A 25,574-nucleotide genomic window follows, 5' to 3' on the forward strand; every position below is an offset into this window, starting at 1 on the left:
GAACTCACCGCTGAGGCCGGTCGCCCGGAGAACGCCGCGAGCTCCTCCGGGGGAGAGGCCGGCCCGGAAGTCACCCGGGCAGGAACGCGAACGGGGTCTTCCCGGAACCGGTCCGAGAAGACCCCGCGTCGTTGTTTCCCGCGTGAACTCCGCCCGTCAGCGCACCGCGTTCAGCGCGTCGACGATGCCCGCACCGTAGAAGCCGGCGCCGGTCCTGCCGCCACGGCACTTCGCGTCGTCCTCGCCGTCACCGTCGGTGTCATAGCTCTTGGGGCACGGCACGGTGTCGGCCTGCCAGCGCAGCGCCGCGTTCACCATCCGCGCGTTCCAGTGCGGGTGCTCCGCCCTGATCAGCGCGGCCACCCCGGCGACGTGCGGGGAGGCCATCGAGGTGCCCTGGTAGAAGCCGTACTCGCCGTCGGGCAGCGTGGACAGCACGGCGCCGTTGCCGGAGGGGGTGTCGGCGGTCTGCCTGCTGTCGCCACCCGGTGCGGCCACGTCCACCGAACCGATGCCGTAGTTCGAGTAGAACGACTTGCCCGATTCCGGACCCACGGCCGAGACGGTCACCGTGCCGGGCAGCTCACCGGGGAGCACCTGGCACCCGTTGCCCGTCCAGCGGTCCTCGGTGGGGCCGCCGTTGTTGGGGCTGTTGGTGTCGTGGATCCGCTTCGACAGGTTCCAGTTGCTGTTGCCCGCCGCGACGACGTTGAGCACGTCGTTGCCCCTGGCATAGGCCACCGCACGACGGACCGCCTCGGCGACGGCCGCCTGGTCGGGATCGCGCTGGCACCACAGGTACCAGGGGTCGATGAAGTAGGAGCTGTTGGTCACGTCCACGCCGTGCTCGGCGGCCCACATGAACCCGCAGATCGCCGAACCGGGGTAGATGAAGCCCTCGTCGTTGACGACCTTGATCGACACGAGTGTGGCGTTCGGGGCGACGCCGGAGATTCCCACCCCGTTGTTCGCGGCGGCGACCGTGCCCGCCACGTGCGTACCGTGTCCGCTGTTCGTCGGAGCCCAGGCCTGCCGCGAGGGGTCGGGTGTGCCGTTCTCGGTGCAGCCCACCGAACGGCCGGCGTCCAGGTTGGCCGCCAGGTCGGGGTGGTCGGGGTCGATGCCCGAGTCGAGCACGCCCACGGTCACGCCCTCACCGCTGTCGGAGTTCTCGTGGGCCTCGTCGGCGTTGATCATCCGCATGTCCCACTGCTCGGCGGCGAGCGGCTCCTCACCGTCCTCGCTGGAGCGGGTCGCGGAGTCGGCTGCCAGGGTGCCCCGACGCTTCTCCAACGTCTCTGAGCCGGATTCACCGTTGTTCTCGGGGAGCTGTTCGGCGAGGTTGCGGCTCGCTCCGGCGGCCCGCACGCCGGGATCGCCGCGCACCTCCGAGGCGAACTCGGAGTCGCGCGAGGTGGCGAGCAGCACACCGATCTCGGGCCAGCTCTGCACGACCTCACCGTTCGCGGCCCGCACCGAGGCGGCGGTGCGTTCCAGCCCGCCGTGCTCGGGGCCCACGACGACGAAGTGCGCCGGATCGCCGGTCCCGGCGGAGTTCAGCGGTCCCGCGGCGGCCACGGCCGGGGCCAGCATGGTCAGGGCCAGCGCGGAACCGATTGTCCGCAGTGGTTTGAGTCTCAGGGGTTTGGGTGACACCGAGCCTCCCGAACGAGCAAAAAGGATCACTGAGTGTGGGAGTTTGCGCCCCGAACCGGCTAGCGGATAGGTCTTAATGGAGTAATCAACCGTTCTGCCGTGTGGTTGCTGTGACTCATCGCGCGTTCGCTTCGCTGTGTCGGTGCTCGCCGCGGGGTTACGGTTGTTGGCGTGTCGGTCGATCTCGAAGTACCGCCGCCCGAACCAGCTCCCAACGCCTCCGCCATGCGTCGTGCGCTGCGCAGGGCCACCGAAGGGGTGGCGCTGGACAGCACGGAGGCGGAAGTGTTGCTGCACGCTCGCGGTGAGGACCTGCGAACGCTGCTGGAAGCAGCGGGGAAAGTCCGCGACGCGCACCTGCGAGCGGAGGGACGGCTCGGCGTCGTCAGCTACAGCCGCAAGGTTTTCGTCCCGCTGACCCGACTGTGCCGGGACCGGTGCCACTACTGCACCTTCGCCACCGTCCCGCACCGGGTCTCCGCGCCCTTCCTGGAGCAGGAGGAAGTGCTCGACATCGCCAGGCGGGGAGCGGCCGAGGGGTGTAAGGAGGCGCTGTTCACCCTCGGCGACCGGCCGGAGGAGCGCTGGTCGGCCGCTGCCGAGTGGCTGCACGAGCGCGGCTACTCCTCCACGGTGGACTACCTGCGTTCCTGCGCGATCGCGGTACTGGAGGAAACCGGCCTGCTGCCGCACCTCAACCCCGGCGTGCTCAGCTGGTCGGAACTGACCAGGTTGAAACCGGTGGCCCCCAGCATGGGCATGATGCTGGAGACCACCTCGGAGCGGTTGTGGAGCCGGCCCGGCAATCCGCACTACGCCAGTCCGGACAAGGAGCCCTCGGTGCGGCTCCGCGTGCTGGCCGACTCCGGGCGGGTGGGGGTTCCCTTCACCAGCGGCATTCTCATCGGCATCGGGGAGACCAAGGCGGAACGGGCCGACTCGCTGCTGGAGCTGCGCGCCAGCGCCAGGCAGTACGGCCACCTGCAGGAGATCATCGTGCAGAACTTCCGCGCCAAGCCGGACACGGCCATGCGCGGCATGCCGGACGCGGATCTGAACGAGCTCGCGGCCACCGTGGCCGTGGCGCGGCTGCTCATGCCCTCCGGAGTCAGCGTGCAGGCACCGCCGAACCTGGTGGGCGACGAGCACGCGCTGCTGCTGCGGGCCGGTATCGACGACTGGGGCGGGGTCTCACCCGTGACCCCGGACCACGTGAACCCGGAGCGCCCCTGGCCGAAGGTGGACGAACTGGCCGAGCAGACCGCTGCCGCCGGTTTCGAGCTGCGCCAGCGGTTGACCGCCTACCCGAAGTACGTGCGCGCCGGACTGGCGGGCGACAGCAGTGCCTGGCTCGATCCCAGGATCGCCGCCCACGTCGCGGCGCTGGCCGACTCCGAGGGTATGGCGGATCCGGACGCGTGGCCGGAGGGCCGGGAGTGGCAGGAGCCGGACGGCGGGCTCGAATCGGTCGGGCGCACCGACCTCAACAGCAGTATCGACACCGAGGGGCGCAACACCGAGCGCCGCGGTGACTTCGACAGCGTCTACGGCGACTGGGAGGAGCTGCGGGACCGGCTGCCCGCCACGGGGGCGCCGGAACGCCTGGACTCGGACGTGGCGGCGGGGCTGCGGCTGGCCGAGCAGGACCCGGCCGCCCTGCTCGATCCGGCCAACGGCGAGGCGGCGATGGCGCTGCTGACCTGTGACGGTGCGGCGCTGGACGAGATGGCGCGCCTCGCGGACGCGGTGCGGGCCGATGTGGTCGGTCAGGACGTCACCTACGTGGTCAACCGCAACATCAACTTCTCCAACGTCTGCTACGTGGGTTGCAGGTTCTGCGCCTTCGCGCAGCGGGAGCGCGACGCCGACGCCTTCCGGCTCTCGCCGGAGGACGTCGCCGATCGGGCCGAGGAGGCCCGGCGCGCCGGTGCGACCGAGGTCTGCATGCAGGGCGGCATCGACCCCCGGCTGCCGGTCGGCGCGTACGCGGACCTGGTGCGTGCGGTCAAGAATCGGGTGCCCGACATGCACGTGCACGCGTTCAGTCCGATGGAGATAGTCAGCGCCGCCGCCAAGGCGGGGGTGAGCGTCGAGGAGTGGCTGACCGAGCTGCGCGACGCCGGGCTGGACACGATCCCCGGCACGGCGGCCGAGATCCTCGACGACGACGTCCGGTGGGTGCTGACCAAGGGCAAGCTCCCCGCGTCCGAGTGGATCGACGTGATCAGCACGGCGCACCGGCTGGGCATCCGCTCCTCCTCGACCATGATGTACGGGCACGTCGACACGCCCGAGCACTGGCTGGGCCACCTGCGCACGCTGGCCGGTGTGCAGGACACCGCGCGGGAGAACGGTGCCCTCGGGTTCACCGAGTTCGTCGCGCTGCCCTTCGTGCACCGCAACGCGCCCATCTACCTCGCGGGGCTGGCCCGTCCCGGTCCGACCCGCAGGGACAACCGGGCCGTGCACGCGATGGCGCGGTTGGCGCTGCACGGCCGGGTGGACAACGTGCAGTGCTCCTGGGTCAAGCTCGGGGACGAGGGCACCGTCGAGGTGCTGCGCGGTGGTGCCAACGACCTGGGCGGCACCCTGATGGAGGAGACCATCAGCAGGATGGCCGGCTCCGAGCACGGTTCGCAGCGGACCATCGAACAGCTGCACGAGGTTTCCCGGCATGCCGGGAGGCGGGCACGGCAGCGTGGCACCGATTACGGCCCCGTCCCCGTGATGTCGCTGGGGGTCTCGGCCCACGGCTGACTCGCTCGGACCGGTTCGATCAGCTGAGGAAGTGAGCCCGGCGGAACCTCACACGGGGCGTCCGGCGAGGACCGCTCCGGTGTGGCGGGTGCCATTCGGGGTGCTGCCCTCGCGGGGTGACCCGTGAGTGGTGGTTTTCGGCACCGGGTTCACTCGCTCAGGTCGTAGACGGTGGTGCCGTTTACGGTCCGCGCCGGGTGGTTCCGCTCGACCCACTGGCCGATCCGGTCCGCCGTCCCGGTGGTGCCGCCGTCATCGCCCGTGGTCATGCCGCCCGCACCGCCCAGGATCGAGGTCTCGACGTAGTAGTGGATTCGTCCGGAGTCGACCAGTTCCCGAAACCTCGTGAGGGTGGGGTAAGGATCGGTCCCGTTGAAACCGCCGATCGCCATCACCGGTTCTCGGGTGGCCAGTTGGTATCCGGCGGCGTTGCTGGAGCCGGTGGTCGCGGCCACCCAAGTGTAGGAGTCCGCGTCCTCCAGCAGCAGTTCGCGCAGCCGCTCGCCCGGCGTGCTGATGCCGAACGCACCCCCACCGGGACCGCCACCCCCGCCGAAGCCACCGTCGCCGCCCGTCCGTCCCGGTCCGGCGGCGTTGTCACCTCCGCCGGAGCCCGGGCCGCCGGGTGCCGGGTTGTTGGCCGCGCCGTTGCCGAACGGTGCGCCGCCCCCACCGGGGGCGCCTCCGCCCCCGAAGCCGCCGGAACCACCGAGACCCGCCGCGGGCAGCACCCCGGTGTGCGGGGTGGCCGCGGTGGCCACCGAGTAGGAGGTGGGCAGCGTCAGACACGCCACCAGCGCGGCGGCCGCCGCCGACAGCGTCACGGCACGCGAGGTCCGGCTGGTCACCAGCAACAGGCAGGCGGCCGCGAACCCGAGGAGGAGCACCGCCGGGACCAGCCACTGGTGCTGGGCCGTGTTCTCCCGCAGCAACAGCACCCCGCTGATCACCGTGACGAGCACGGTTCCGGCCATGGTGACCCGCGCCCTCGGGTCCGTGCGGGCCCGCCAGAGCACGGTGCCGCCGATTCCGACGAGTGCGGCGACGGCCGGGGAGAGCGCCACGGTGTAGTAGGAGTGGATGATGCCGCTGGCGTAGCTGAAGATCGCTCCGGTCAGCACCAGCCAGCCGCCCCACAGCAGCAGGTTCACGCGGATCGCGTCGGTGCGCGGCGCACGGCGGGTCATCCGGAGTCCGGCGACCAGCAGGATCAGCGCCGCCGGGAGCAGCCAGCCGATCTGATCGCCCATCTCGGGGCCCAGCAGCCGGTTCCAGCCCATGTCCGAGTCGGTGTTGCCCAGGCCACCGGTCTCCTCCCCGGTCAGTCTTCCGAGGCCGTTGTAGCCGATGGTCAGTTCCCACAGGCTGTCGTGCCGCGAGCCCCCGACGTAGGGGCGGTTCGAGCTGGGCCAGAACTCGACGAGCGCCACGTACCAACCGGCCGAGGCCAGCACGCTCAGCCCCGCCGTCGCCAGGTGCGAGAGGCGCTTGGACCACTGGGCGGGGGCCGCGAGGAAGTACACGGCCGCGAAGACCGGCAGCACCACGAACGCCTGCAACATCTTGGTCAGGAAACCGAGACCCACGGCGACACCCGCCAGCGAGAGCCAGCGCGGACTCGCACGTTCGGTGGCGCGCACCACGCAGTAGGCGGCCGCCACCAGCAGCAGCACCAGCAGGGCGTCCGGGTTGTTGAAGCGGAACATCAGCACCACCACCGGCGTCAGCAGCTGCACCGCGCCGGCCAGCAGCCCAGCGAGCGGGCCCGCGCAGCGGCGCACGGTGGCGTGGAGCAGCCCCACCGTCAGCACTCCGGCCAGCGCCTGCGGCAACAGGACGCTCCACGGACTCAGCCCGAAGATCCTGGCCGAGAGCACCATCACCCACAGGGCGGCGGGTGGTTTGTCCACGGTGATCGCGTTGGCCGCGTCGCTGGACCCGAACAGCCACGCCTGCCAGCTCCGGGTGCCTGCCTGCACGGCGGCCGAGTAGAAGCCGTTGGCCCAGTCCGAGGCACCCAGACCGAGTGAGTAGAGCAGGGCCGCCGCCAACAGCAGGAGCAGCAGCGTCGGGCGTGCCCACACCGGGTCCGAGGATCGGCCGCGCAGCGCTCGCCGCAGCGGTGATCGCCGGGGTGTCTCGGTCCGGTGCGGAACGGGGGATCGTCCTGCCACGAGTGCGTCCATCGCGATCGAGCCTGGCACCGCGACCTTACGAGAGTGCGAGTGTTTCCTTGGTGTTCGCCGAGTATCGCCCCCCGCCTTCCCCGGTTCCCGGTGAACTCTCACTCGGCTCACGGCAGTTGCCCAGTCCCGCACGGCAGGGTGGGACCCACGGTTGCCTGACCAGTCGTCGTGAGTTGGAGCAGCGGATGACCGAGAGCGCCGAGACGGACGGACGAGATCGGGACGCGGTCCCGGAACCCCCGCGTCGTACCGAGGGGCCCGTGCGGTGGGGGCCGCGTCGCACGCTTGCCGTGGTCGCGATCGCTCTCGCGGTCGGGGTGGCGGGCAGTGTTTCGGTCACCGCGATCACTTCCGGGGCCGGTTCCGAGCGGACTGGCGGTCCCGGTGGTGGTGCTCCCGGGGTCGGCGGCGGTGGTGGGTTCGGGGGAATGGGGCAACCGGGTGGGGCGGGGAGCACCTCGGTGCTGTCCGACGCGCTGCACGGTGAGTTCACCGTCGAGACCGAGCAGGGCACCTACCGCACGAAGCGGCTGCAACGCGGCACGCTCACCGCCGTCGGGGACACGAGCGTCACGGTGCGAAGCGGTGACGACTACCGGCGTGAGTACGCCGTGAACTCCGAAACGGTCGTGGACGGTGGCCGGAGCACGCTCGACGAGCTGGATCGGGGGCTGACCGTCACGGTCGTCGCGACGTTGTTGGGCGGCGACGTGACGGCCACCACGATCAGTGCTCAGCAGTCCGGGAGCGGTTCGGGGGACAGCACCGGAAGTGACGGCTTTCCCGTTCGGGGCGGGAACAGCGGTCGGAATGGTGATTCCGGCGCTTCCGGAACCGGCAGCGGTGGCTCGGCCGACAACTGACGGTTTTCGGGGACGCTTCGTGCGAAGCGCGATTTCCGCCCATCCCGTTCCTCGGGGTGGGCGGATTTTTCGTCGATCTTCCGGCGGAGTGGTGCACTCACTCGGTAGGGTGATCAATCGACTGTCGCCGATGGGAGGTGAGTATGGGGTTGTTCGACGGGTTCACCGGTACCAAGCGGCCCGAGAAGGGGGTTCAGCCGCTTTCCTCGCAGGAGGTCTACCAGGCGCTCATGGCGGTCAACCGGCCCGAAGCCTCCTTCGTGGTGCGGGACGGGCGGCCCGATGGGGTCGATCTGGTGTGCGAGTGGCGGGTCATGAACCCGTACTGGTACGAGCACTTCAGGATATTCAGCGAGCGGGAATTCTACAGCATCCTGATGCGATTCGATCCGGAGAGGAAAGAAATGCGCTCCACCGATCACAAGTGGACGATCGACTGGGTTCGTGGGGTGCCACAGGTCGTGCACGGCGCCGAGTTCGAGCGGGGCCAGGCCAAAAACGTAAAATCCGTGTGGGCACTGAGGAAAGATGAGGACGGAAAGCGGCGATGGGAACGTCAGGCTACCTTTTCGACCTCGGAGATGAAGAATCCTCTCCGAAAAGCTGTCACCGGCTGTGGCTGGACCTGGCGCGGTGTGAGCTTCGGTAAGGTTTGAGCCGTCGTCCTCCCCGGCCTGTGGAGCCGGGGCCCGTGGCACGCAACCCCTTCGGTGCCCGGCGCGTCTCCCGAGGCGAGCCGAGGACTCGGACCGGAGCGGTGCTCAGCTTCGCGTTCGGTTTCCGTGCGGCCCCGTTGTCGCCGTCCGTGTGACACCCAATACGCTCTTCGCCGTCACCGCACGACCGGTCGAGCGTTGTCGGTACCGGACGCGGCCCGGCGGGGAAGCCGGAGGCTCGCTCCGTCGTGTGACGGCGCGGAACGTGCGGTGGTCACGTGGCGACCAGGATCGAAGTCCAACCAGAAAGGCACGACTCGTGCGTAGACGTATGGGGCGCGCAGGTGCGTGGCTGTCGATGCTCGCGATGATGCTGTTGACGACCGGGGTCCAGGCCCAGGCGGCCACCGGGGCGGCGCAGCTACGGGCGCAGGCCACGCCGCTGGACGCGTTCAGCACTCCCGTGGGAGTGGGAGCGATCGTGTTCGGGGTGCTCGGGATGATCGCCGGAACACTGCGGCGCAAGAAGGCCCCGGTGCAGCCGGAGAACCAGCGGCGGAGCTGAACGGGCTCGCCGCGACCCGCTGGGCCGGGTCCGCTCGCGGATCGCCACCCTCACCCCACCGGCCCCTCACTCCACCGGCCCCGGCGCGGCTCTGCCAGAATCGTTGGCGTGCACACCGAGAGTTCCGTTACCACTGAGTCCGGCGGGGCCGCCGCGCGCCCCCGCGTGTTCTCCGGCATTCAACCCACGGCCGGTTCCTTCCAGCTCGGTAACTACCTCGGAGCGCTGCGCAACTGGATATCGCTGCAGGAGACCCACGACGCCTTCTACTGCGTGGTGGACCTGCACTCGATCACCATCGCCAAGGACCCCGAGGAGCTGCGCGCCAACACCCGCAACGCGGCCGCCCAGCTGCTCGCGCTCGGCATCGACCCCGAGCGCAGCACGCTGTTCGTGCAGAGCCACGTCGCCGAGCACGCCCAGCTGAGCTGGGTGCTGGAGTGCCTCACCGGCTTCGGTGAGGCCTCCCGGATGACGCAGTTCAAGGACAAGTCCTCCCGGCAGGACGACGAGCACGTCAGCGTCGGGCTGTTCACCTACCCCGCGCTGATGGCCGCCGACATCCTGCTCTACGGCACCGACGTGGTCCCGGTCGGTGAGGACCAGCGCCAGCACCTGGAGCTCAGCCGCACGCTCGCGCAGCGGTTCAACTCCCGGTTCGGCTCGACCTTCGTCGTGCCGGAAGCGCACATCCCCCAGGACACCGCGCGCATCTTCGACCTGCAGGACCCGACCTCCAAGATGAGCAAGTCGATCCCCTCCGGGGTCGTGGAGTTCATGGAGGATCCCAAGCGCACCGCCAAGAAAGTGCGCTCGGCGGTCACGGACAACGAACGCGACATCCGCTACGACCCGGAGAACAAACCGGGCGTGAGCAACCTGCTGGTGATCTACTCGGGCATGACCGGCAGGTCCGTCGCCGAGCTGGAGACCGCCTACGAGGGCAGCGGCTACGGCGATCTCAAGAAGGACCTCGGCGCGGTGCTCGTCGACTTCCTGACGCCCTTCCAGCAGCGGGTGGCTGAGTACCTGGACGATCCCGCCGAGCTCGACAAGATCCTGCGACGGGGGGCCGAGCGTGCCCGGGCCGTCGCCTCGCGGACACTGCGCGAGGCCTACGACCGGGTCGGGTTCCTACCGCCGGCGGGCTGAACTGATCCTTTCGGGGTAGCCTGCTGCCACTGACGAGCGAGCGGCGGAGGTGTGAGCAGGTGGCCGACCGCAGTCAACCGGCACGCACCGCGCGCGAGCGGCCGAGCCCCGGCAGGTTCGAGCTGCTCCGGGCGCGTTATCCCCGGTTGGACCGGCTGGTTCGCGCGGCGGGGCGCTACCAGAGCAACTACGGCGACTACTACGCCGCGGCCATCACCTACTTCAGCGTGCTCGCGCTCGTGCCGCTGCTGATGATCCTGTTCGCCGCGGCCGGGTTCGTGCTCGCCAGCAACCCCGACCTGCTGCAGCGGCTCCAGTCCGCCATCGCCGAGGCCGTGCCCAGCCCGCAGCTGAGCGAGCTGATCAACGGCGTCGTGGACGAGGCCATCGAACAGGCCGGGACCGTCGGGATCATCGGGCTGTTGGCGGCGCTCTACTCCGGCCTGGGGTGGATGACCAACCTGCGCGAGGCGCTCACCGCCCAGTGGGGCCAGGGGCCGACCACGCTGTCCTTCGTCCGACGCACCTTCGCGGACCTGCTCGCGCTGGTCGGGCTCGGACTGGCGATGGCGGTCTCGTTCGGTATCAGCGCGCTCGGCGGCGGTGTCGGCAGGATGCTGTTCCGGCTGGCCGGTTTCGGCGACAACGCCGGGGCCGACGTCGCGCTGTGGCTGTTGAGCCTGCTGCTGTCGCTGGCGGCGAGCTGGCTCGTTTTCCTGTGGGTGCTGGCCCGGCTGCCCAGGCGGCCCGTGACGCCGCGCAGCGCGGTGTGGGGCGCGCTGTTCGCGGCGGTGGGGTTCGAGGTCCTCAAGCAGGTCGGTGTGGTGTACCTGAACAGTCTGAGCTCCTCACCGGCCGCGGCGGCTTTCGGGCCCATCCTGGGGTTGCTCGTCTTCGCCTACCTGACCTCCAGGTTCCTGCTGTTCGTCACCGCCTGGACGGCTTCGGCCAGCGAGAACCAGCCCGTCGCGGAGGTGGAGCCACCGCCGCCCGCCGTGATCCGCCCCGTGGTGCCCGCCCGGCGCGGGGCGGGCGCGGTGCTCGGCGTGTTCGGTCTCGGCACGCTGCTCGGGTGGTTGGTGCGCGGACGGCGCTGAGACGGGTACGCGGCGTGGGAGGGCGCGGTTCCGTCAGCCGTGCTCGCCCGGATCGTCGCGCCGACCCCCGACGGAGCCGCCGATCCTCCTGCGAGCGTGGTGCGTTCGCAGTGCGGCCAGGATCGTGACGACGGCCAACACCAGCAGCACCAGGAAACCGACGCCGAACCGCCCGAAGCGGCCGCCGTCCTCCTCGGAGCTCCGCTGTGCGGCCTCGACCGGAACACTGGTGGGAGTGGTGCTCGGTTCCGGGGCGCGCCGTGCCACCAGCTTCCCGACAGCCTGTCGTCCGTCCAGCCGGAAACCGTAGTCGAGCAGCGCGGCAGCCTGCTCGGACATGTCCACCGGGCGGTGTTCACCGCGCAGCAGGACGGCGACCAGCTCGCGCCCGTTCCGCTCCGCCGCCACCACCCTGGTGTGCCGGGCGTCGTCGGTGAAACCGGTCTTGCCGAAGACAGCCCCCGGGTAGCCGCGCATCACGTCGCTGTCGCTGGCGATGCGCAGCGGTGGTTGGCCGGGCGGGGCGGGGAGTTGGGTGCGCTTCGCGCTCGCGGGCCGTGCGAACTCCGGGTGGTCCAGCGCGGCACGCAGGATCAGAGCCATGTCGTAGGCGGAGGTGCTCATACCGGGGCCGTCCAGTCCGGACGTGGTGGCGGCCCTGGTGTCCTCGGCGCGGAGCCGTCCGGCCAGCCGGTTCATGCGCCGCACGGTCTCCTCGGCGCCCCCGAGCTCGCGCGCCAGCGCGTGAGCCGCGTCGTTGCCGGACTGCAGGATCAGTCCCGCCAACACCTGGCGGACGGTGTAGGTGACGCCGGGTTCGAGCCCCACCGAGCTGCCCTCGACCTCGGCGTCGGCGCGGGTGGCCGTGATCGTCTCGCTCGGGTCGAGCTCACGTACGGCCACGAGCGCCGTCAGGATCTTGATCACCGAGGCGGGGCGGTACCTGCCGTGGGGGTTCTTGGCGGCCAGCACCCTTCCGCTGCCCAGCTCCGCGACGATCCAGGCGGCCGAGCTGAGCTGTCCCGGAGGCGCGGGTGCCCCTGGCGGAACCACGGGGCCGCAGCTTCCCATGCCGGGGCCGCCGATCGGTTCCTCCGGCACGGGCAGCGGTTCCGGCGAGGGTTCTCCGGGGGCGGGCTCCTCCGAACTGTCCACCGGTGGGGGTGGCAGCGTCGCGTTCGGGCAGTTCGGTCGTGTCCGGCTCGTCGCCGAGCCCGTGGGCACGAACAGTGCCATGGACAGGATCGCCGCGAGGACCACCGCGGCGATGCGGGCCGGGGCGCGGTTGGCTGCTGTGGACACGCGGACCAGCCTAGGTCACGGCGGAGTGACGCGAATCCGCCGACCGTGCCCCGTGGGGCTGTGGCGGCGGGCACAGTAGATACTGGGCCCGTGCGAATTACCCGTGGTATGGCGTTGTTCCTGCTGGCCTTCGGGGTTTGGTCCTGGTTGCTGTGGCCCACCTTCCTCCGCAACATCCTCGGCGACGAGCAGTCGTGGTCGAACGGGTCGCCGACGGCGTTCCTGTGGGTGCACGTGGTGATCGCGGTGGTTTCGCTCGTGCTGGGGACCGTCATCGGCGTGCTCGGTTGGCGGGCCCACCGCGCGAACCGGAGAAGCTGACCGAGGGGGTTCCCCGGGCGGGTCCGTCCGCGACCGGACTCACCCGCTCGGGGGAGTTAAGTTTGTGACATGGGCCCGGTTGAGCGGTTCGGGCGAGACGTCGGCCACGAATCCGGATATCGTGATCCCGCGGAGCCACGAACATCACCGGGCCGGTGGCTTCCGCGTTTCCGTGCGCCGAGGCAGCCGAGGTGGTCACCCGCTGCCGAGCAGGGCCCGGGAGTGTGCGCCGTCGTCCTCCCACTCGTCGCGGCGCATACGTCCTCACGACCCCGTACAACGAGGTACGGGGTCAACCCTGTGGCGAAAGTACGGCTCGTTCCCCGCGCGCGTCACGATCCGGCCGACCGCCGATTTCGCGCGAACCGGCGGTCGGCCGGACCGTGGGGCGCCGAAACATCAGCGCCTGCGGAACATCAGCGCCCGCTTGACCTCCTGGATCGCCTTGGTCACCTGGATACCGCGCGGGCAGGCGTCGGTGCAGTTGAACGTGGTGCGGCAGCGCCACACCCCGTCGATGTCGTTGAGGATGTCCAACCGCTCCTCGGCGGCCTCGTCCCGGCTGTCGAAGATGAACCGGTGCGCGTTGACGATCGCGGCGGGCCCGAAGTAGGAGCCCTCCGACCAGTAGACCGGGCACGAGGTGGTGCAGGCGGCGCACAGGATGCACTTGGTCGTGTCGTCGAACCGCTCCCGCTCGGCCACCGACTGGATGCGCTCCCGTGTCGGGTCGTTGCCGGTGGCGACCAGGTAGGGCTTGATCGCCTTGTAGGCCTCGAAGAAGGGCTCCATGTTGACCAGCAGGTCCTTCTCGACCGGAAGTCCCTTGATCGGCTCCACCGTGATGGTGGTTTCGCCCTTCTTGGCGAACATGTCCTTCATCAGGACCTTGCACGCCAGCCGGTTCACACCGTTGATCCGCATGGCGTCCGAACCGCACACGCCGTGCGCGCAGGAACGCCGGAAGGTCAGCGTGCCGTCGATGTACCACTTGATGTAGTGCAGCAGGTTCAGCACGCGATCGCTGGGCAACGCCGGGATGCGGTACGACTCCCAGTGCAGGTCGTCGTCGACCTCCGGGTTGTAGCGCTCGATCTTGACCGTGACCATCGTCGAGCCCTCGGGGATCGGGGGCGCGTCCGAGGGCAGGTCGGCCGTCTCGGTGCTCGCGTTGGTGGTGGGGGCGGTCATCAGTACTTACGCTCCATCGGCTGGTACCGGGTTACGGTGACGGGCTTGTAGTCCAAGCGGATGTCCGAGAGGAAACCGGTCAGGCCCAGCGGCGCGTTCGGGTCCTGTTCATCGGGCAGCTGCTTGTACTGCATGCTGTGCCGCATGAAGTTGGTGTCGTCGCGGGTCGTGTAGTCCTCGCGTGCGTGTCCGCCACGTGATTCCTTGCGAGCCAACGCGGAGTTGACCAGTGCCTCGGCCAGGTCGAGCAGGAAGCCCAGCTCGACGGCCTCCAGCAGATCGTGGTTGTAGCGCTTGCCCTTGTCCTGCACCGCGACGCGCCCGTAGCGCTCCTTGAGCAGCTGCACGTCCGACAGTGCCTGCTTGAGGGTCTCCTCGGTGCGGTACACCGAGGCGTTGGCGTCCATCGTCTCCTGCAACGCGGTGCGGATGTTGGCCACCCGTTCGCCGCCTTCGGCGGTACGCAGGTGGTTGACCATTCCCTCGACCAGTCCGGCGGGGTTCTCCGGTAGTTCGAGGAAGTCGTGCCGCTGGGCGTACTCCGCGGCCGCGATGCCCGCACGACGGCCGAAGACGTTGATGTCCAGCAGCGAGTTGGTGCCGAGCCGGTTGGACCCGTGCACCGAGACGCAGGCGACCTCACCGGCCGCGTAGAGGCCGGGAACCACGTTCTCGTTGTCGGCGAGCACCTCGGCGTCGATGTTGGTGGGAACCCCGCCCATGGCGTAGTGCGCGGTCGGGTAGACCGGGACCGGTTCGTGCAGCGGTTCCACGCCCAGGTAGGTGCGGGAGAACTCCGTGATGTCCGGGAGCTTGCTCTCCAGCACGTCCTCGCCGAGGTGGGTGACGTCCAGCAGTACGTGGTCCTTGTTCGGCCCGGCGCCCCGGCCCTCCAGCACCTCCATCGCCATGGACCGCGCCACGATGTCGCGGGGCGCGAGGTCCTTGATGGTGGGGGCGTAGCGCTCCATGAAGCGTTCCCCGTCGGCGTTGCGGAGGATGCCGCCCTCGCCGCGCACCGCCTCGGAGATGAGGATGCCCAGCCCCGCGAGGCCGGTGGGGTGGAACTGGTAGAACTCCATGTCCTCCAGCGGCAGCCCCTTGCGGTAGACGATGCCCATGCCGTCGCCGGTGAGGGTGTGCGCGTTCGAGGTCGTCTTGAAGACCTTGCCGAACCCGCCGGTCGCGAAGATCACCGACTTGGCCTGGAAGACGTGGATCTCGCCGGTCGCGAGCTCGTAGGCCACCGCCCCGGTGCAGCGTTGTGTGCCGTCGGCGTCGGTGGTCATGTTGACGTCGAGCACGTAGAACTCGTTGAAGAACTCCACGCCGTGCTTGATGCACGTCTGGTAGAGCGTCTGCAGGATCATGTGCCCGGTGCGGTCGGCCGCGTAGCAGGAGCGCCGCACGGGGGCCTTGCCGTGGTCCCTGGTGTGCCCGCCGAAGCGGCGCTGGTCGATGCGCCCCTCCGGGGTGCGGTTGAACGGCAGCCCCATCTTCTCCAGGTCGAGTACCGCGTCGATGGCCTCCTTGGCCATCACCTCGGCCGCGTCCTGGTCGACCAGGTAGTCACCGCCCTTGATGGTGTCGAAGGTGTGCCACTCCCAGTTGTCCTCCTCGACGTTGGCCAGGGCGGCACACATCCCGCCCTGCGCCGCACCGGTGTGCGAGCGGGTCGGGTAGAGCTTGGTGAGTACGGCGGTGCGGGCGCGCTGGCCTGACTCGATGGCGGCGCGCATCCCCGCGCCACCCGCGCCGACGACGACCACGTCGTACTTGTGGAATTGCATGGGGTCTCCTTGGCTCGTCGCCTGCTGGGCCGCGCGTCAGCTGATGTTCGGGTCGAAGGTGAACAGCACGTACGTTCCCAGAACCACGGTCAGCACGATCGAGCAGTACAGCAGCATCTTCAGCCAGAAACGGGTACGGTCGGAACGCGAGTAGTCGTTGATGACCGTGCGCAGCCCGTTGCCGCCGTGCAGCCCCGCCAGCCACAGCATCGTCAGATCCCAGAACTGCCAGAACGGGGACGCCCAGCGGCCCGCCACGAAGGCGAAGTTGATCCGGTGCACCCCGCCGTCCAGGAAAAGCATGATCAGCAGGTGCCCCAGGACGAGGAACAGCAGCACGACGCCGGACAGCCGCATGAAGATCCAGCTGTAGAGCTCGAAGTTGCTGCGCCTGGCCGCGGGGCGAGCGGGGGAGCGCGGCTTGTCGACGGACAGTGGTGCTTCGGTAGTGGTCATGGTCGGTACTAACCCCCGAACAGTTCCGTGGCGGCACGGGCGATCATGCTGATGGCGGCCGGGATGATCAGTACCAGCCACAGCACCAGGACGGTCCACAGCATCGGCCGCTGCAGCCTCGGTCCCCTGGACCAGAAGTCGACGAGCATCACGCGGATTCCGTTGAACGCGTGGAAGAGCACCGCCGCGAGCAGGCCGAGCTCGAACACGATCATCAGCGGATGCTTGTAGGTGTTGATCACCGTGTCGTACGCGTTGGGCGAGACACGCACCAGCGCGGTGTCCAGGACGTGTACGAACAGGAAGAAGAAGGTGAGCACGCCCGTGATGCGGTGGGCGACCCACGACCACATGCCCAGGTCGCCGCGATAGAGGGTGCCCTTGGCGCGAGGGGCTTCCTCGCGGGGGCGTCCCTCCGCCGCGGTGGCGGTTGTGCTGGCCATGACGGAAGGCCTCCAACGTCGCTGGTGGACTCTGGGCCCGCTTCGGCTGCTGTGCGGAGAACGGCCCGTAACCGCAGCACCCTGCGCCCGCGCCGATTACCCGAACGGACCCTTGACCCATCGGATGCTAGACCCGTGCCCCTCGCCTGTCCTACTCGCATGTGCCCGCTGTGATCGAGCAGACAACCACCGGGGGTGGGTTGATCGATGTAGATCCGTTCCGGGCCGGTTCGGCGCGGCTCCACGCGGTGGGCGTCAACCGGCTGGTCCGAGATTAGTGTCACTCTTATCGTATTAACGCACGTACCGTCAGGTGTGTGCAGGTCCGCCATTGTTCCTCGTTGACATATTTCACTTTTGGGCAGTGAGCGGCGCCTCCGGGACCGGAATGAAGGGTGATTACGTTGAGTAGTGCCCGAACGAGTGAGCGCGGGTGGTGATCGGGGAACTTGGTCGAACCCAACTCCGTCGACTGGCCGGCGTTGCGTGCCGCCGCCACCTTCGCTGCCGAACACGCCTACTGCCCCTACTCCGGGCTCGCCGTGGGGGCGGCGGCCCGCTGCACCGACGGGCGGGTGGTCGTGGGGTGCAACGTCGAGAACGCCTCCTACGGGGTGACCCTGTGTGCCGAGTGCACGCTCGTGGGAGAGCTCCAGATGAGCGGGGGAGGTGCCCTGGTCGCCGTTTCCTGTCGGGACGGTCAGGGCAACCTGCTCATGCCCTGCGGACGGTGCAGGCAGCTGCTCCACGAGATGGGCGGACCGGAGTGTCTGGTGGACACCCAGGAGGGCATCCTCCCGATGCGGCAGCTGCTCCCGAGTCCCTTCTCCCCGCCGCCCTGACCGCGCCGCGTTCCCCGGACCCCTCACCCGAATCACCGACGAACCGGAGCTCGACGTGTCGCACAGTGCCGTGGAGGTAATCCGCGTCAAACGGGACGGCGGCAGGCTCTCCACCGAACAGATCCACTGGGTCGTGGACGCCTATGCCCGGGGCGAGGTGGCCGAGGAGCAGATGTCCGCCCTGGCCATGGCCATCCTGCTGCGCGGTATGGACGACTCCGAGACGGCCCGCTGGACCACCGCCATGGTGGAGTCGGGAGAAGCGCTCGATCTCGGTGGGCTGGACCGGCCGACGGTGGACAAACACTCCACCGGCGGGGTCGGTGACAAGATCACCCTGGTGCTGACACCGCTGGTGGCCGCCTGTGGGGCCGCCGTCCCCCAGCTGTCGGGACGCGGTCTCGGCCACACCGGCGGGACTCTGGACAAGCTGGAGTCCATCCCGGGGTGGCGTGCCCGGCTGAGCACCTCCGAGCTGCGCCGCAACCTCGACGAGGTGGGGGCGGTGATCTGCGCTCCCACGGAAGGGATCGCGCCAGCCGACCGGAGGATGTACGCGCTGCGGGACGTCACCGGCACCGTGGAGTCGGTGCCGTTGATCGCCGCTTCGATCATGAGCAAGAAGATCGCCGAGGGAACCGATTCGCTGGTGCTGGACGTCAAGTGCGGCTCCGGGGCGTTCATGACGGAGCCGGAGCGGGCACGACGGCTGGCCCGAACACTGATCGCCATCGGCACCGACAACGGGGTGCGCACCAGCGCGCTGCTGACCCCGATGTCCACGCCATTGGGCGCGACGGTCGGCAATGCCCTGGAGGTCGAGGAGGCGGTTCGGGTACTGCGCGGACGGGGCCCCTCGGACGTCACCGAACTCACGCTCGCGCTGGCCCGTGAGATGCTGGCGGCCTGCGGCCTGTCCGACGTGGATCCGGCGCGGGTGTTGGAGTCCGGGGCGGCCTACCGGCAGTGGCGTGCCCTCGTCGCCGCTCAGGGGGGAGATCCGGACGCGGAACTCCCCGAGGCCGCGCACGTGCACACCCTGTGCGCCACCAGGGGTGGGACGCTGGGCGAGCTGGACGCCCGCGCGATCGGCGAAGCCGCCTGGCTGCTGGGCGCAGGCCGTGCTCGCAAGGAGGACGAGGTGCGGCACGCGGCAGGTATACGTTGCCTGGTCAAGCCGGGTGACCGGGTTTCGGAGGGTGATCCGCTGCTGGAACTGCACACCGATGAGCCGAGCACGATCGAGGACGCGCTGCGGCGCCTGCACGGTGCCCACGAGATCACCGAGGGTGAGGTCCGGCGGCAACCGACGGTGCTGGAGCGAGTGGGTGGAGCCGACGCGGAGGTGTGACGCCCACCGGTCCTCGAACTGGTGGGCGTCACACCGGGTGGTCCCCGTTCATCCCCTTCGCGGTATGCCCTCCCGGTGGGAGACGGCGCACCGTCTCGGTTCCACCGGTGGCCCCGGCCGGTCCCGGTGAGCGGGGGGTGAGCCGTCCGGCGCTGCCGCGCCGAGCCGTCCCCCCGCTCGGAGGGGCCAACCGGAGGCGTTCACTCAGGCGCTGTCGGCCGTGTAGTCGTCGTCGAGTTCGTCCGAACCGTTCGACTTGTCCGCGTCCCGTTTGGCGCTCTTGGAGCGTCCGCGACGCTGCTGCTGTTGCCGGGGCAGCGTCGTCGGCGGGGAGACGGCGGAGTTGTTCGAGGGGGCGCCGCCGCCGAGGATCAGCTCGGCGAAGGTCGCCATGGCCTCGTCCAGCTGTCCGGCGTGCTTGCGCTCGCTCTCCTCGTTGGCATTGCGCACCAGCGAGTCCAGGGCCTCCGAGTCCGGCCGCTCCGAGAGCGTTCCGCGCAACTGCGAGAGGTCCTCGCCGAGGGTGCTGCCGACGTCGCCGATCCGCTCGGTGACACCGCTCTCGACGGAGTCCAGGCGACTGTTGACGTTCTCCTCGACCGAGTCGATCCGGCCGGACACCTGGTCCAGGCGCCCCGCCAGTGCCTCCAGCCGGTCGGCGAGCTGCTGCAGCCGCTCGGTCGGGTCCACCGCCGGGCGCTCCGCGAGCGCGTCGAGCTTGCCGTTGACCTTCTCGGCGTTCTCGGAAAGGGTCTCGCCGATGCCGTTGCGGACCTCCTGGGCCGCGTCGGTCACCGAACGCTGCAACGATTCCCTGGTGCCGTCGAGGTGCTCGTGAACGCCTTCGTCGATCTCGGCGAACCGCCCGCGCAGGCTGGTCTCCATCTGGTCGAGACGCTCCCGGAGCGGCTCCTGGACGGAGCCGGGAACCTCCTCCAGGCGGGAGTCCTGTTTGTCCAGGTGCTGACCCAGTTCCTCGAGTCGTTTGTGGACGTGGGAGAGCTTGTCCTCCAGGCCGTCCACGCGGCCGTTCACGCCGTCGAACCGCCCTGCCATGCTGTCCAGCCTGCCGTCCAGTTGGGCGAACGGTTTGGACAGTTTCTCGGCGAGGCCCTCGACCTGGCTGTTCAGGCCGGAGATCGCGTTCTCTTGGGCTTCCAGTTTGGACAGTGCCTCGTCGAGTCGTTCGGCGAGCACGCTGACTTCGGTGCGATCCGGCAGCTCGGACAGCCGTTTGCGTACGGAGCCGAGTGACTCCAGCGGCGACATCCGGGCGTTGATCTCGTCGAGAGCGTCGAAGATCTGCTGCTGTTCGCTTTCGCGGATCTCCGCTGCCCGCGTCAGCATGTTCCGCATACGGTCGAACGACACCGTGTCTTGGCTGTTCTCGTTCACGGCAAAGGTCGTCCTTCTTCGAGGGGGAGGGAGAGGACTATTGGAGCGTAGCGAGTGGGCGGTCGGTTGGGCATACGCCCCCCGGGATTTTCCACGAATACGGTGGCCGTTGTTCCCTCGAACGGAGTAATGTTTCGGAGATCATCGCAGGTGGTCGCGTTGATCACGAGCTCCTTCGTCGTGGTTCCCCGGGGTGTTCGGCGAGCCGCGGTGAGTGATCCCCCGCGAGCTGTGGTCGCGTAGAGTGATCGATTCTCGCACGAAAGTGGTCGTTGGTTCAACGGCAAGATTGAAGTTAACTGTGGTGTGCGCTGCCGCTGACCGGAGTTCCTGCCTCGAAAGTATGGCGCGAAGTCATCCGTGTGGTTGGTCGTGCGGCCGGACGGGAACCCAGTGGGAACAGCGGAGCGGACCGCCGCGACGCGAGGCCGTCGGAGTGCGCCCCGCGTCGCGCGCTCGTTCCGCTCGGTGTGCTTCGGGCCGGACGGCGAACGGGTCCACCGGTGCGGAGTCAGTGCACCCGCAGCCGCGCCTCGAAGTTCTCCACCAGCTCGCGCCACGCCGCGACCTCGTCGTCGAACGGCGGGGTCGGGGGCAGCCGGTTGGGGTCGGGTCGGAGCACGAACGACAGCATCCACCCCAGACGTTCGGAGGGAGCCAGCGCGTTCTCCACGCTCTCGTCGCCCGCCCAGGCCGCCGCGTCGGTGAGCAGCTCCTCGGCGAGATCCAGCTGGGTCGGGTCGACCGCCGACGGGCCCTCGTCCAGATCGGCGTCCAGCCCGCTCAGCACGTAGGTGTTGTCCTGTTCGACCTCGATCTCCAGTTCACCGCCCGTGGCCTTGTTCTTGACCGTGGGCCACGTCGCCACGCGCGCCAGGTCCGAACCGTCCACCTTGTCCTCGGCCAGGTACCGGGCCAGCGCCCGGGGCGAGGTGCAGACGTCGATGCTGCCCTCGGAACCGAGGAAGACCGGGTCGTCGTCGAGGTAGCAGCGCAGCGAGTAGTACTCCCGGCCACCGGTCACGATCTTGATCGGATCGATGCCGATCTCGCGCCAGAAACCCTGCTCCTCCTCGGGCTCGCCGAGCTCCTCGTACTCGGAGTCCTCCGCCGCTGCCGGAGCGGTCTCGTCGTCCTCGCCGGGCAGAGCCTCGGCGAGCTCGCTCTCCGCAGTGGCCACGGCGGCGGCGTCCACCTCCGGCGTGGCCACCACGCCGTCGATGGCGTCGAGCAGTTCGTCCCACCGCTCGGCGACCACCCGGCAGAGCCGGTTCCAGCGACGCTGACCCTCCTTGCCGCTGAACGGCAGCGTTCCCTCGCCGAGCAGGTCGAATCCCTCGGCGTCCTGCAGCACCTCGGTGACCGTGTCGAGTTCGCAGACCTCCGCCAGCGAACGCGCCATCTCCACGATCTCCGAGAGCTCGTTGATGGTCCAGGTGTCCGGCGGCTCGGCGACGAGCTCCGGAACACCGACCAGGTCGTACTGGTGGTCCTCGTCCGGGCTGAGGTCAACAGCCGACAGCGCGGGGACGACGTGCCACGCCGGGTGGTCGTCCAGGTCGTTGACCGCGCCGGACCGGACGAAAGCGGCCAGGTGGGCCGGGTCGGGGAAGGCGTACAGATTCTCTTCGTGGCCGAGGAAGGCTTCCCATTCTTCGCCGTCCTCGCGCCAGCGGGGAGCCCAGAGGGTGACCAGATCGCCCTGCGGCAGCCCGAGCTCGATCGGGACGATGTCCTGCGCCATCTTGCTACCTCCGGTCGCCGAAGCGGACGCTGCCGAAGCCTACGGGATGGGGATTCGATTGCCGATACGGTGTCGCACCGTGCGTGGCCGACTCGCACCAGGGGCCCTGCCCAATGGCTCACCCGGCGGTCGACCGCACGCTCGGCGCGCTGAGCGGCCGAGTCGCGAGGCTCATCGAAGCAAGGAACTCCAAGCTACCTCAGCGCGAGGCGGCACGACCAAGACACCGGCCGCGTCCCGTATTCCCCGGACGAGGTGGTGCGACCGCCCGGGGGAGTCGTCGTTGCCGCTCGCGCTCCTCGGAAATCCCTCCGTGCGTGGGCCGGAAAGAACCCTCATCCCCTCACGGTTGGCGGTATCGTTTCCCCGGCGCCGGGCCGATCCTGAGGTGAATGGACGTCACGCTGCTGTGGACCAAAATCACGCTTTGGCTCGCCGAGCACGCGCCGACCACCGCTTCCGAGCTCCGGCAGGCTCAGCCCCCTCCGGACATGGCCGAGTTCGAGTCCGGCTTCGAGCTGGCACTTCCCCACCAGCTCAAGGAGTGGTGGTCCTGTTGCGGCGGGACCGAGACCGGTGCGTTGACCGATGTGCTGCCGCCGTTCTACACGCCCTACGGCGCACCGGGCGCGTGGCGGGTCTGGTGCGAGCTCCGGGAGATCTGGGCGGACAAGTGGCACCGACCCGCCTGCGACTACTACGCGGGCTCGGCGGGGAGCAGCTTCCACCCGGCCTGGATTCCGATCGCGGGTGACGGTTTCGCCGACGAACTGGTGGTGGACCTGCGCCCCGGCCCGCTGCGCGGCTGCGTGCTGGAGTGGGAGCAGGAGATGAGCCGTGTCGGTCCGCCGCTGTGGGCCGATCTGGCCTCGATGTTGGCCGATGTGCACCATGCGTTGGTCGAAGGGGGCTCCGCCGGGTACAGCAGGCCTACCGTGACCGAGGACGGCAGACTGGACTGGCAGATCCGTTGAACCGCTGGGTCGTCCCCGCCGCGCGGCGGTCTTCCGGGAAGTCGCCGCGCGGGGCGGGCGGAGCGGACCCGGTTCAGCGGAACCGTCTCCCCTCGTCACGGCGGAAGGTGAACACCGCCAGTGTTCCGAGAGCCACCGTCCACCCCACGGCGATCGACAACGCGGTCAGCGGTGGTCCGCCTCCGGTCAGCGCGCCGAGCACGAGCTCGCGGGCGGCCCTGGTCGGAAGCACGTTCGAAGTCGCGTCCAGCCAGTCGGGGAACAGGCTCGGCGGCAGGAACAGGCCTCCCGCGAACGCCAGAGGGAAAAGTATCAGCTGGACAGTGGGGATGGCGGCCTTGAGCGGCATGGAGTACCCCACCGTGAGTCCGAGGAAGGCGAACGGTACTCCCGCGAGGATCAGCGCGAACAGCGTCGTGCCCAACTCGATCACCGAAGCCTCGGCTTCGGTGAGCAGCATCGCCGCCAGTCCCACCGGCACCAGCGACAGCAGCGCGAAGCACAGCGCGTTGCACACCCTGCCACCGAGCTGTGCCATCGGGCCCGCGGGCAGCGTCCGCAGGTACGCGTGCCAGGTCTTGGCGCGGTCCTCGGCCACTCCGGCTCCGAGGTTGAACACGAAAGCGCTGATCACGGCGAACAGCGACATCTGCCCCGCGGCTTCGGTGGCAGCGGCGGTGTTGCCGGAGACCGACCGGTTGGAGACGACGAAAAGCAGCATGAACAGCGTGGGGAACGCGAGCGTGCCCAGCGCGGCCATGGGGATTCGTATCGTTTCGCGGAACTGATAGCGCGTGTACAGCGGTATGGTGCTCATGCTCTTCTCCCGGCGGTTTCGTCGGTCCGGTTCCCCGTCGAGGTCAGGGCGGTGAACGCCTCCTCCAGGGAGGTTCCCGTCACGGTCAGGTCCTCGAAATCGACTCCGCTGCGCACCAGGTCCCGAACGAGTCGGTCGGAGTCGTGGGTGAGCAGCCGGTGAGCTCCGTCCCGGAGTTCGGAACGCACCACCCCCGGCAGTTCCGGCAGCTCTCCCCGCACGGTCACGGTGCTGGTGCGCACTCGTGACTTGATCTCCCGCTGTGGTCCGTCGGCCAGCACCCTGCCGCGGTCCATCACCACGATCCGTTCCGCCAGGGCCTCCACCTCGGCCAGGTAGTGGCTGGTCAGCAGCACAGTCGTCCCGCGTCGATTGTGGTGGCGCAGCGCCTCCCAGAGCGAGTCCCGCGCGGCCACGTCCAGCCCGGTGGTGGGTTCGTCGAGCACTACCAGTCCGGGGTCGCCCGCGAAGGCCAGCGCCGCGCTCAACCGTCGTTGCTGCCCACCGGACAGCGAACCGGCCTGTTCGCGCGCGAGCTCGCTGAGCCCGAACCGCTCCAGCAGTTCATCGACCGGCAGCGGCTTCGGGTAGTGCTTGGCGACGAACTCCACGATCTCGGCCACCCGCAGTGTGTCAGGCAGACCGGTTTCCTGCGGGGTGGTTCCCAGTCGTTGGCGGTTGCGCGGTTGTCGGGGATCGCCGCCGAACAGCTCGACGCGGCCCGAGTCGGGAGCGCGGAGGCCGGTCAGCAGGTTCAGGAGGGTGGTCTTGCCCGCCCCGTTGGGGCCCAGCAGCCCCAGGATCTCTCCGGCGGAGATGTCGAGGTCGATGCCGTCCAGCGCGTTCAGCGAACCGAACCGGCGTGACGCGCCGATGGCGCGTGCTTGATATCGCGTCATGAGTCCCCCTCGTCGGTGACCGGCTCCAACAGGGCCCGCAACTGCCGCATGTACTGGTCGAAGGCCGTGCGCCCGGCACTGGTGAGGCACACGTAGGTGGTTCCGCGACCGGGGCCCGTCTTGGTGCTGTCGGTGTAACCCGCCTCTTCGAGCTTGCGCAGATGAGTGATCAGGTTTCCAGGTGTCATGTCCAGCAGTTCCCGTAGCCGGCCGAAAGCGATCCGGTCCTCGGTTGGCAGCGCCGCCAGGGTGGTCATCACCCGCAGCCTCGCCTGGGCGTGGATGATCGGATCGAGTCGACCGTCGGCAGGGGTCATTCCGGTTCTCCGGGGAGGCGTTCGTGACTGGGGGAGGGCCTCGCACCCGCTCGGTCGCGCAGCGTCAGCACCGTTCCCGCCACCAGAAAACCACCGCCGCCCGCCAGCGACATGACCAGGTAGTGGTTCGGGATGCCGGTGAAGGCTCCGGCCGCGTTGATCGCCAGAATCCACAGGCCCACGCCGTACTGCGTCCAGCTGCCGGTCAGCGCGCCACCGCTGAGGTAGAGCACTCCCACCAGCAGGCCGGACCCGCTCGTCCAGAGCATGGCGTAGACGTCCTCGGGGATGCCCAGCCGTGATGTGGCGGCGATCATCGCACCCAGCGCGACGAACCCCAGCATCCAGGACCAGCCGTGCATCGCCCCCGACTTCTGCGAGGGGCCGCGCAGACCGCGCAGGCTGCTCGCCAGATGCCAGACCGTGATGACGCCCGCCACGCCCAGGCAGCCGAAGAAGATCCCCAGGGCGTACCAGAGGGAGACGGCCAACACCGGATCGTCCCCGATGGTCAGGTACAGCTCACCGAACCCCAGGCACCAGGCCGCCCCCCACACGCCGAACAGCAGCCCCGGGCTGACATCGAGGGCTCGTTCGGCGCGTTGTTGCTGCTGCTCGGTGATGGCCAGCATCTCCGCCGGTGACGGTGTCGAGTTCTCGGAGGTTTGTTCTTCGGTCATTCCGTGCCTCCCGCAGCTGAACTTTGTGACGCAAAGTCTCACTTACTTTGTGACGCAAAGTCAAGGCCGTGCGTCGTTCGCTTCGATTTACTATTTGGCGAGACAAACTAGTATGTTGTA

The 25,574-nt window shown here is 69.2% G+C and carries 23 protein-coding genes; 10 read left to right on the forward strand and 13 right to left on the reverse strand.

Going from position 1 to position 25,574, the window contains the following annotated elements:
- Positions 1-156: 156 nt before the first annotated feature.
- Complete coding sequence (locus BLQ75_RS03720) at positions 157-1,593, reverse strand: S8 family serine peptidase (RefSeq protein WP_170837331.1); 1,437 nt, start codon at positions 1,591-1,593, stop codon at positions 157-159.
- Positions 1,594-1,827: 234 nt separating this feature from the next.
- On the opposite strand from BLQ75_RS03720, the gene BLQ75_RS03725 reads away from it, so the two are divergent.
- Positions 1,828-4,413, forward strand: coding sequence for a bifunctional FO biosynthesis protein CofGH (locus BLQ75_RS03725; RefSeq protein WP_092597756.1), 2,586 nt, complete (start codon positions 1,828-1,830; stop codon positions 4,411-4,413).
- Positions 4,414-4,562: 149 nt separating this feature from the next.
- Here BLQ75_RS03725 and BLQ75_RS03730 read toward each other — a convergent pair whose 3' ends face one another.
- Positions 4,563-6,599: an ArnT family glycosyltransferase gene (locus tag BLQ75_RS03730; RefSeq protein ID WP_092598397.1), complete on the reverse strand. Its 2,037-nt coding sequence runs from the start codon at positions 6,597-6,599 to the stop codon at positions 4,563-4,565.
- Positions 6,600-6,715: 116 nt separating this feature from the next.
- On the opposite strand from BLQ75_RS03730, the gene BLQ75_RS03735 reads away from it, so the two are divergent.
- From BLQ75_RS03735 to BLQ75_RS03755, 5 genes are all read left to right on the forward strand, one after another.
- The gene (locus BLQ75_RS03735) at positions 6,716-7,462 is read left to right on the forward strand and encodes a hypothetical protein (RefSeq protein ID WP_170837288.1); all 747 of its coding nucleotides are present in this window, start codon (positions 6,716-6,718) and stop codon (positions 7,460-7,462) included.
- Positions 7,463-7,605: 143 nt separating this feature from the next.
- Positions 7,606-8,118: a hypothetical protein gene (locus tag BLQ75_RS03740; protein WP_092597762.1), complete on the forward strand. Its 513-nt coding sequence runs from the start codon at positions 7,606-7,608 to the stop codon at positions 8,116-8,118.
- A gap of 331 nt (positions 8,119-8,449) precedes the next feature.
- On the forward strand, positions 8,450-8,683 hold the full coding sequence (locus tag BLQ75_RS03745) for a hypothetical protein (RefSeq protein WP_170837306.1): 234 nt from the start codon (positions 8,450-8,452) through the stop codon (positions 8,681-8,683).
- A 108-nt stretch (positions 8,684-8,791) separates the two neighbouring features.
- Positions 8,792-9,835 carry a tryptophan--tRNA ligase gene (trpS, locus tag BLQ75_RS03750; protein ID WP_043570701.1) on the forward strand — a complete coding sequence of 348 codons (1,044 nt, stop codon included), beginning with the start codon at positions 8,792-8,794 and terminating at the stop codon, positions 9,833-9,835.
- A gap of 59 nt (positions 9,836-9,894) precedes the next feature.
- The gene (locus tag BLQ75_RS03755) at positions 9,895-10,932 is read left to right on the forward strand and encodes a YhjD/YihY/BrkB family envelope integrity protein (RefSeq protein WP_092597765.1); all 1,038 of its coding nucleotides are present in this window, start codon (positions 9,895-9,897) and stop codon (positions 10,930-10,932) included.
- 33 nt (positions 10,933-10,965) lie between these two features.
- On the opposite strand, the gene BLQ75_RS03760 is transcribed toward BLQ75_RS03755, so the two are convergent.
- The gene (locus BLQ75_RS03760) at positions 10,966-12,234 is read right to left on the reverse strand and encodes a D-alanyl-D-alanine carboxypeptidase family protein (protein ID WP_244515217.1); all 1,269 of its coding nucleotides are present in this window, start codon (positions 12,232-12,234) and stop codon (positions 10,966-10,968) included.
- A gap of 90 nt (positions 12,235-12,324) precedes the next feature.
- Between BLQ75_RS03760 and BLQ75_RS03765 the strand changes: the two genes are divergently transcribed.
- A complete protein-coding gene (locus BLQ75_RS03765; RefSeq protein ID WP_092597768.1) occupies positions 12,325-12,555 on the forward strand; it encodes an SCO4848 family membrane protein in 231 nt (76 codons plus the stop codon).
- Positions 12,556-12,954: 399 nt separating this feature from the next.
- Here BLQ75_RS03765 and BLQ75_RS03770 read toward each other — a convergent pair whose 3' ends face one another.
- The 4 genes from BLQ75_RS03770 to sdhC are packed head-to-tail and all read right to left on the reverse strand — an operon-like array spanning position 12,955 to position 16,435.
- A complete protein-coding gene (locus BLQ75_RS03770; protein ID WP_092597771.1) occupies positions 12,955-13,746 on the reverse strand; it encodes a succinate dehydrogenase iron-sulfur subunit in 792 nt (263 codons plus the stop codon).
- Positions 13,746-15,536, reverse strand: coding sequence for a succinate dehydrogenase flavoprotein subunit (gene sdhA / locus BLQ75_RS03775; protein ID WP_092597774.1), 1,791 nt, complete (start codon positions 15,534-15,536; stop codon positions 13,746-13,748). Before sdhA ends, BLQ75_RS03770 begins: the two co-directional genes overlap by 1 nt.
- Positions 15,537-15,572: 36 nt before the next feature.
- Positions 15,573-15,992: a succinate dehydrogenase hydrophobic membrane anchor subunit gene (locus tag BLQ75_RS03780; RefSeq protein WP_092597777.1), complete on the reverse strand. Its 420-nt coding sequence runs from the start codon at positions 15,990-15,992 to the stop codon at positions 15,573-15,575.
- 8 nt (positions 15,993-16,000) lie between these two features.
- Positions 16,001-16,435, reverse strand: coding sequence for a succinate dehydrogenase, cytochrome b556 subunit (gene sdhC / locus BLQ75_RS03785; RefSeq protein ID WP_092597780.1), 435 nt, complete (start codon positions 16,433-16,435; stop codon positions 16,001-16,003).
- 449 nt (positions 16,436-16,884) lie between these two features.
- On the opposite strand from sdhC, the gene BLQ75_RS03790 reads away from it, so the two are divergent.
- Positions 16,885-17,277, forward strand: coding sequence for a cytidine deaminase (locus BLQ75_RS03790; protein ID WP_092597783.1), 393 nt, complete (start codon positions 16,885-16,887; stop codon positions 17,275-17,277).
- Between the two features lie 55 nt (positions 17,278-17,332).
- Positions 17,333-18,628 carry a thymidine phosphorylase gene (locus tag BLQ75_RS03795; RefSeq protein ID WP_092597786.1) on the forward strand — a complete coding sequence of 432 codons (1,296 nt, stop codon included), beginning with the start codon at positions 17,333-17,335 and terminating at the stop codon, positions 18,626-18,628.
- Between the two features lie 204 nt (positions 18,629-18,832).
- Here the strand turns inward: BLQ75_RS03795 and BLQ75_RS03800 are convergent, their stop codons facing one another.
- Together BLQ75_RS03800 and BLQ75_RS03805 are read right to left on the reverse strand one after the other, a co-directional pair.
- Positions 18,833-20,023, reverse strand: coding sequence for a coiled-coil domain-containing protein (locus BLQ75_RS03800; protein ID WP_211481142.1), 1,191 nt, complete (start codon positions 20,021-20,023; stop codon positions 18,833-18,835).
- A gap of 511 nt (positions 20,024-20,534) precedes the next feature.
- Positions 20,535-21,767: a primosomal protein gene (locus tag BLQ75_RS03805; protein ID WP_092597789.1), complete on the reverse strand. Its 1,233-nt coding sequence runs from the start codon at positions 21,765-21,767 to the stop codon at positions 20,535-20,537.
- A 392-nt stretch (positions 21,768-22,159) separates the two neighbouring features.
- On the opposite strand from BLQ75_RS03805, the gene BLQ75_RS03810 reads away from it, so the two are divergent.
- Positions 22,160-22,741: an SMI1/KNR4 family protein gene (locus BLQ75_RS03810; RefSeq protein ID WP_092597792.1), complete on the forward strand. Its 582-nt coding sequence runs from the start codon at positions 22,160-22,162 to the stop codon at positions 22,739-22,741.
- Between the two features lie 73 nt (positions 22,742-22,814).
- On the opposite strand, the gene BLQ75_RS03815 is transcribed toward BLQ75_RS03810, so the two are convergent.
- Genes BLQ75_RS03815 through BLQ75_RS03830 form a run of 4 tightly spaced genes read right to left on the reverse strand, consistent with a single transcriptional unit; the run spans position 22,815 to position 25,454 of the window.
- Positions 22,815-23,558: an ABC transporter permease gene (locus BLQ75_RS03815; protein WP_092597795.1), complete on the reverse strand. Its 744-nt coding sequence runs from the start codon at positions 23,556-23,558 to the stop codon at positions 22,815-22,817.
- Positions 23,555-24,457, reverse strand: coding sequence for an ABC transporter ATP-binding protein (locus BLQ75_RS03820; RefSeq protein WP_092597798.1), 903 nt, complete (start codon positions 24,455-24,457; stop codon positions 23,555-23,557). The genes BLQ75_RS03815 and BLQ75_RS03820 overlap by 4 nt, the downstream gene beginning before the upstream one ends.
- Positions 24,454-24,774, reverse strand: coding sequence for a transcriptional regulator (locus tag BLQ75_RS03825; protein WP_092597801.1), 321 nt, complete (start codon positions 24,772-24,774; stop codon positions 24,454-24,456). Before BLQ75_RS03825 ends, BLQ75_RS03820 begins: the two co-directional genes overlap by 4 nt.
- Positions 24,771-25,454, reverse strand: a complete 684-nt coding sequence (locus BLQ75_RS03830; protein WP_092597804.1) for a hypothetical protein — start codon at positions 25,452-25,454, stop codon at positions 24,771-24,773. The genes BLQ75_RS03825 and BLQ75_RS03830 overlap by 4 nt, the downstream gene beginning before the upstream one ends.
- Between the last annotated feature and the right edge of the window lie 120 nt (positions 25,455-25,574).

Origin of the sequence: Actinopolyspora xinjiangensis (assembly GCF_900104475.1) — a bacterium.
GTDB classification, from domain to species: domain Bacteria; phylum Actinomycetota; class Actinomycetes; order Mycobacteriales; family Pseudonocardiaceae; genus Actinopolyspora; species Actinopolyspora xinjiangensis.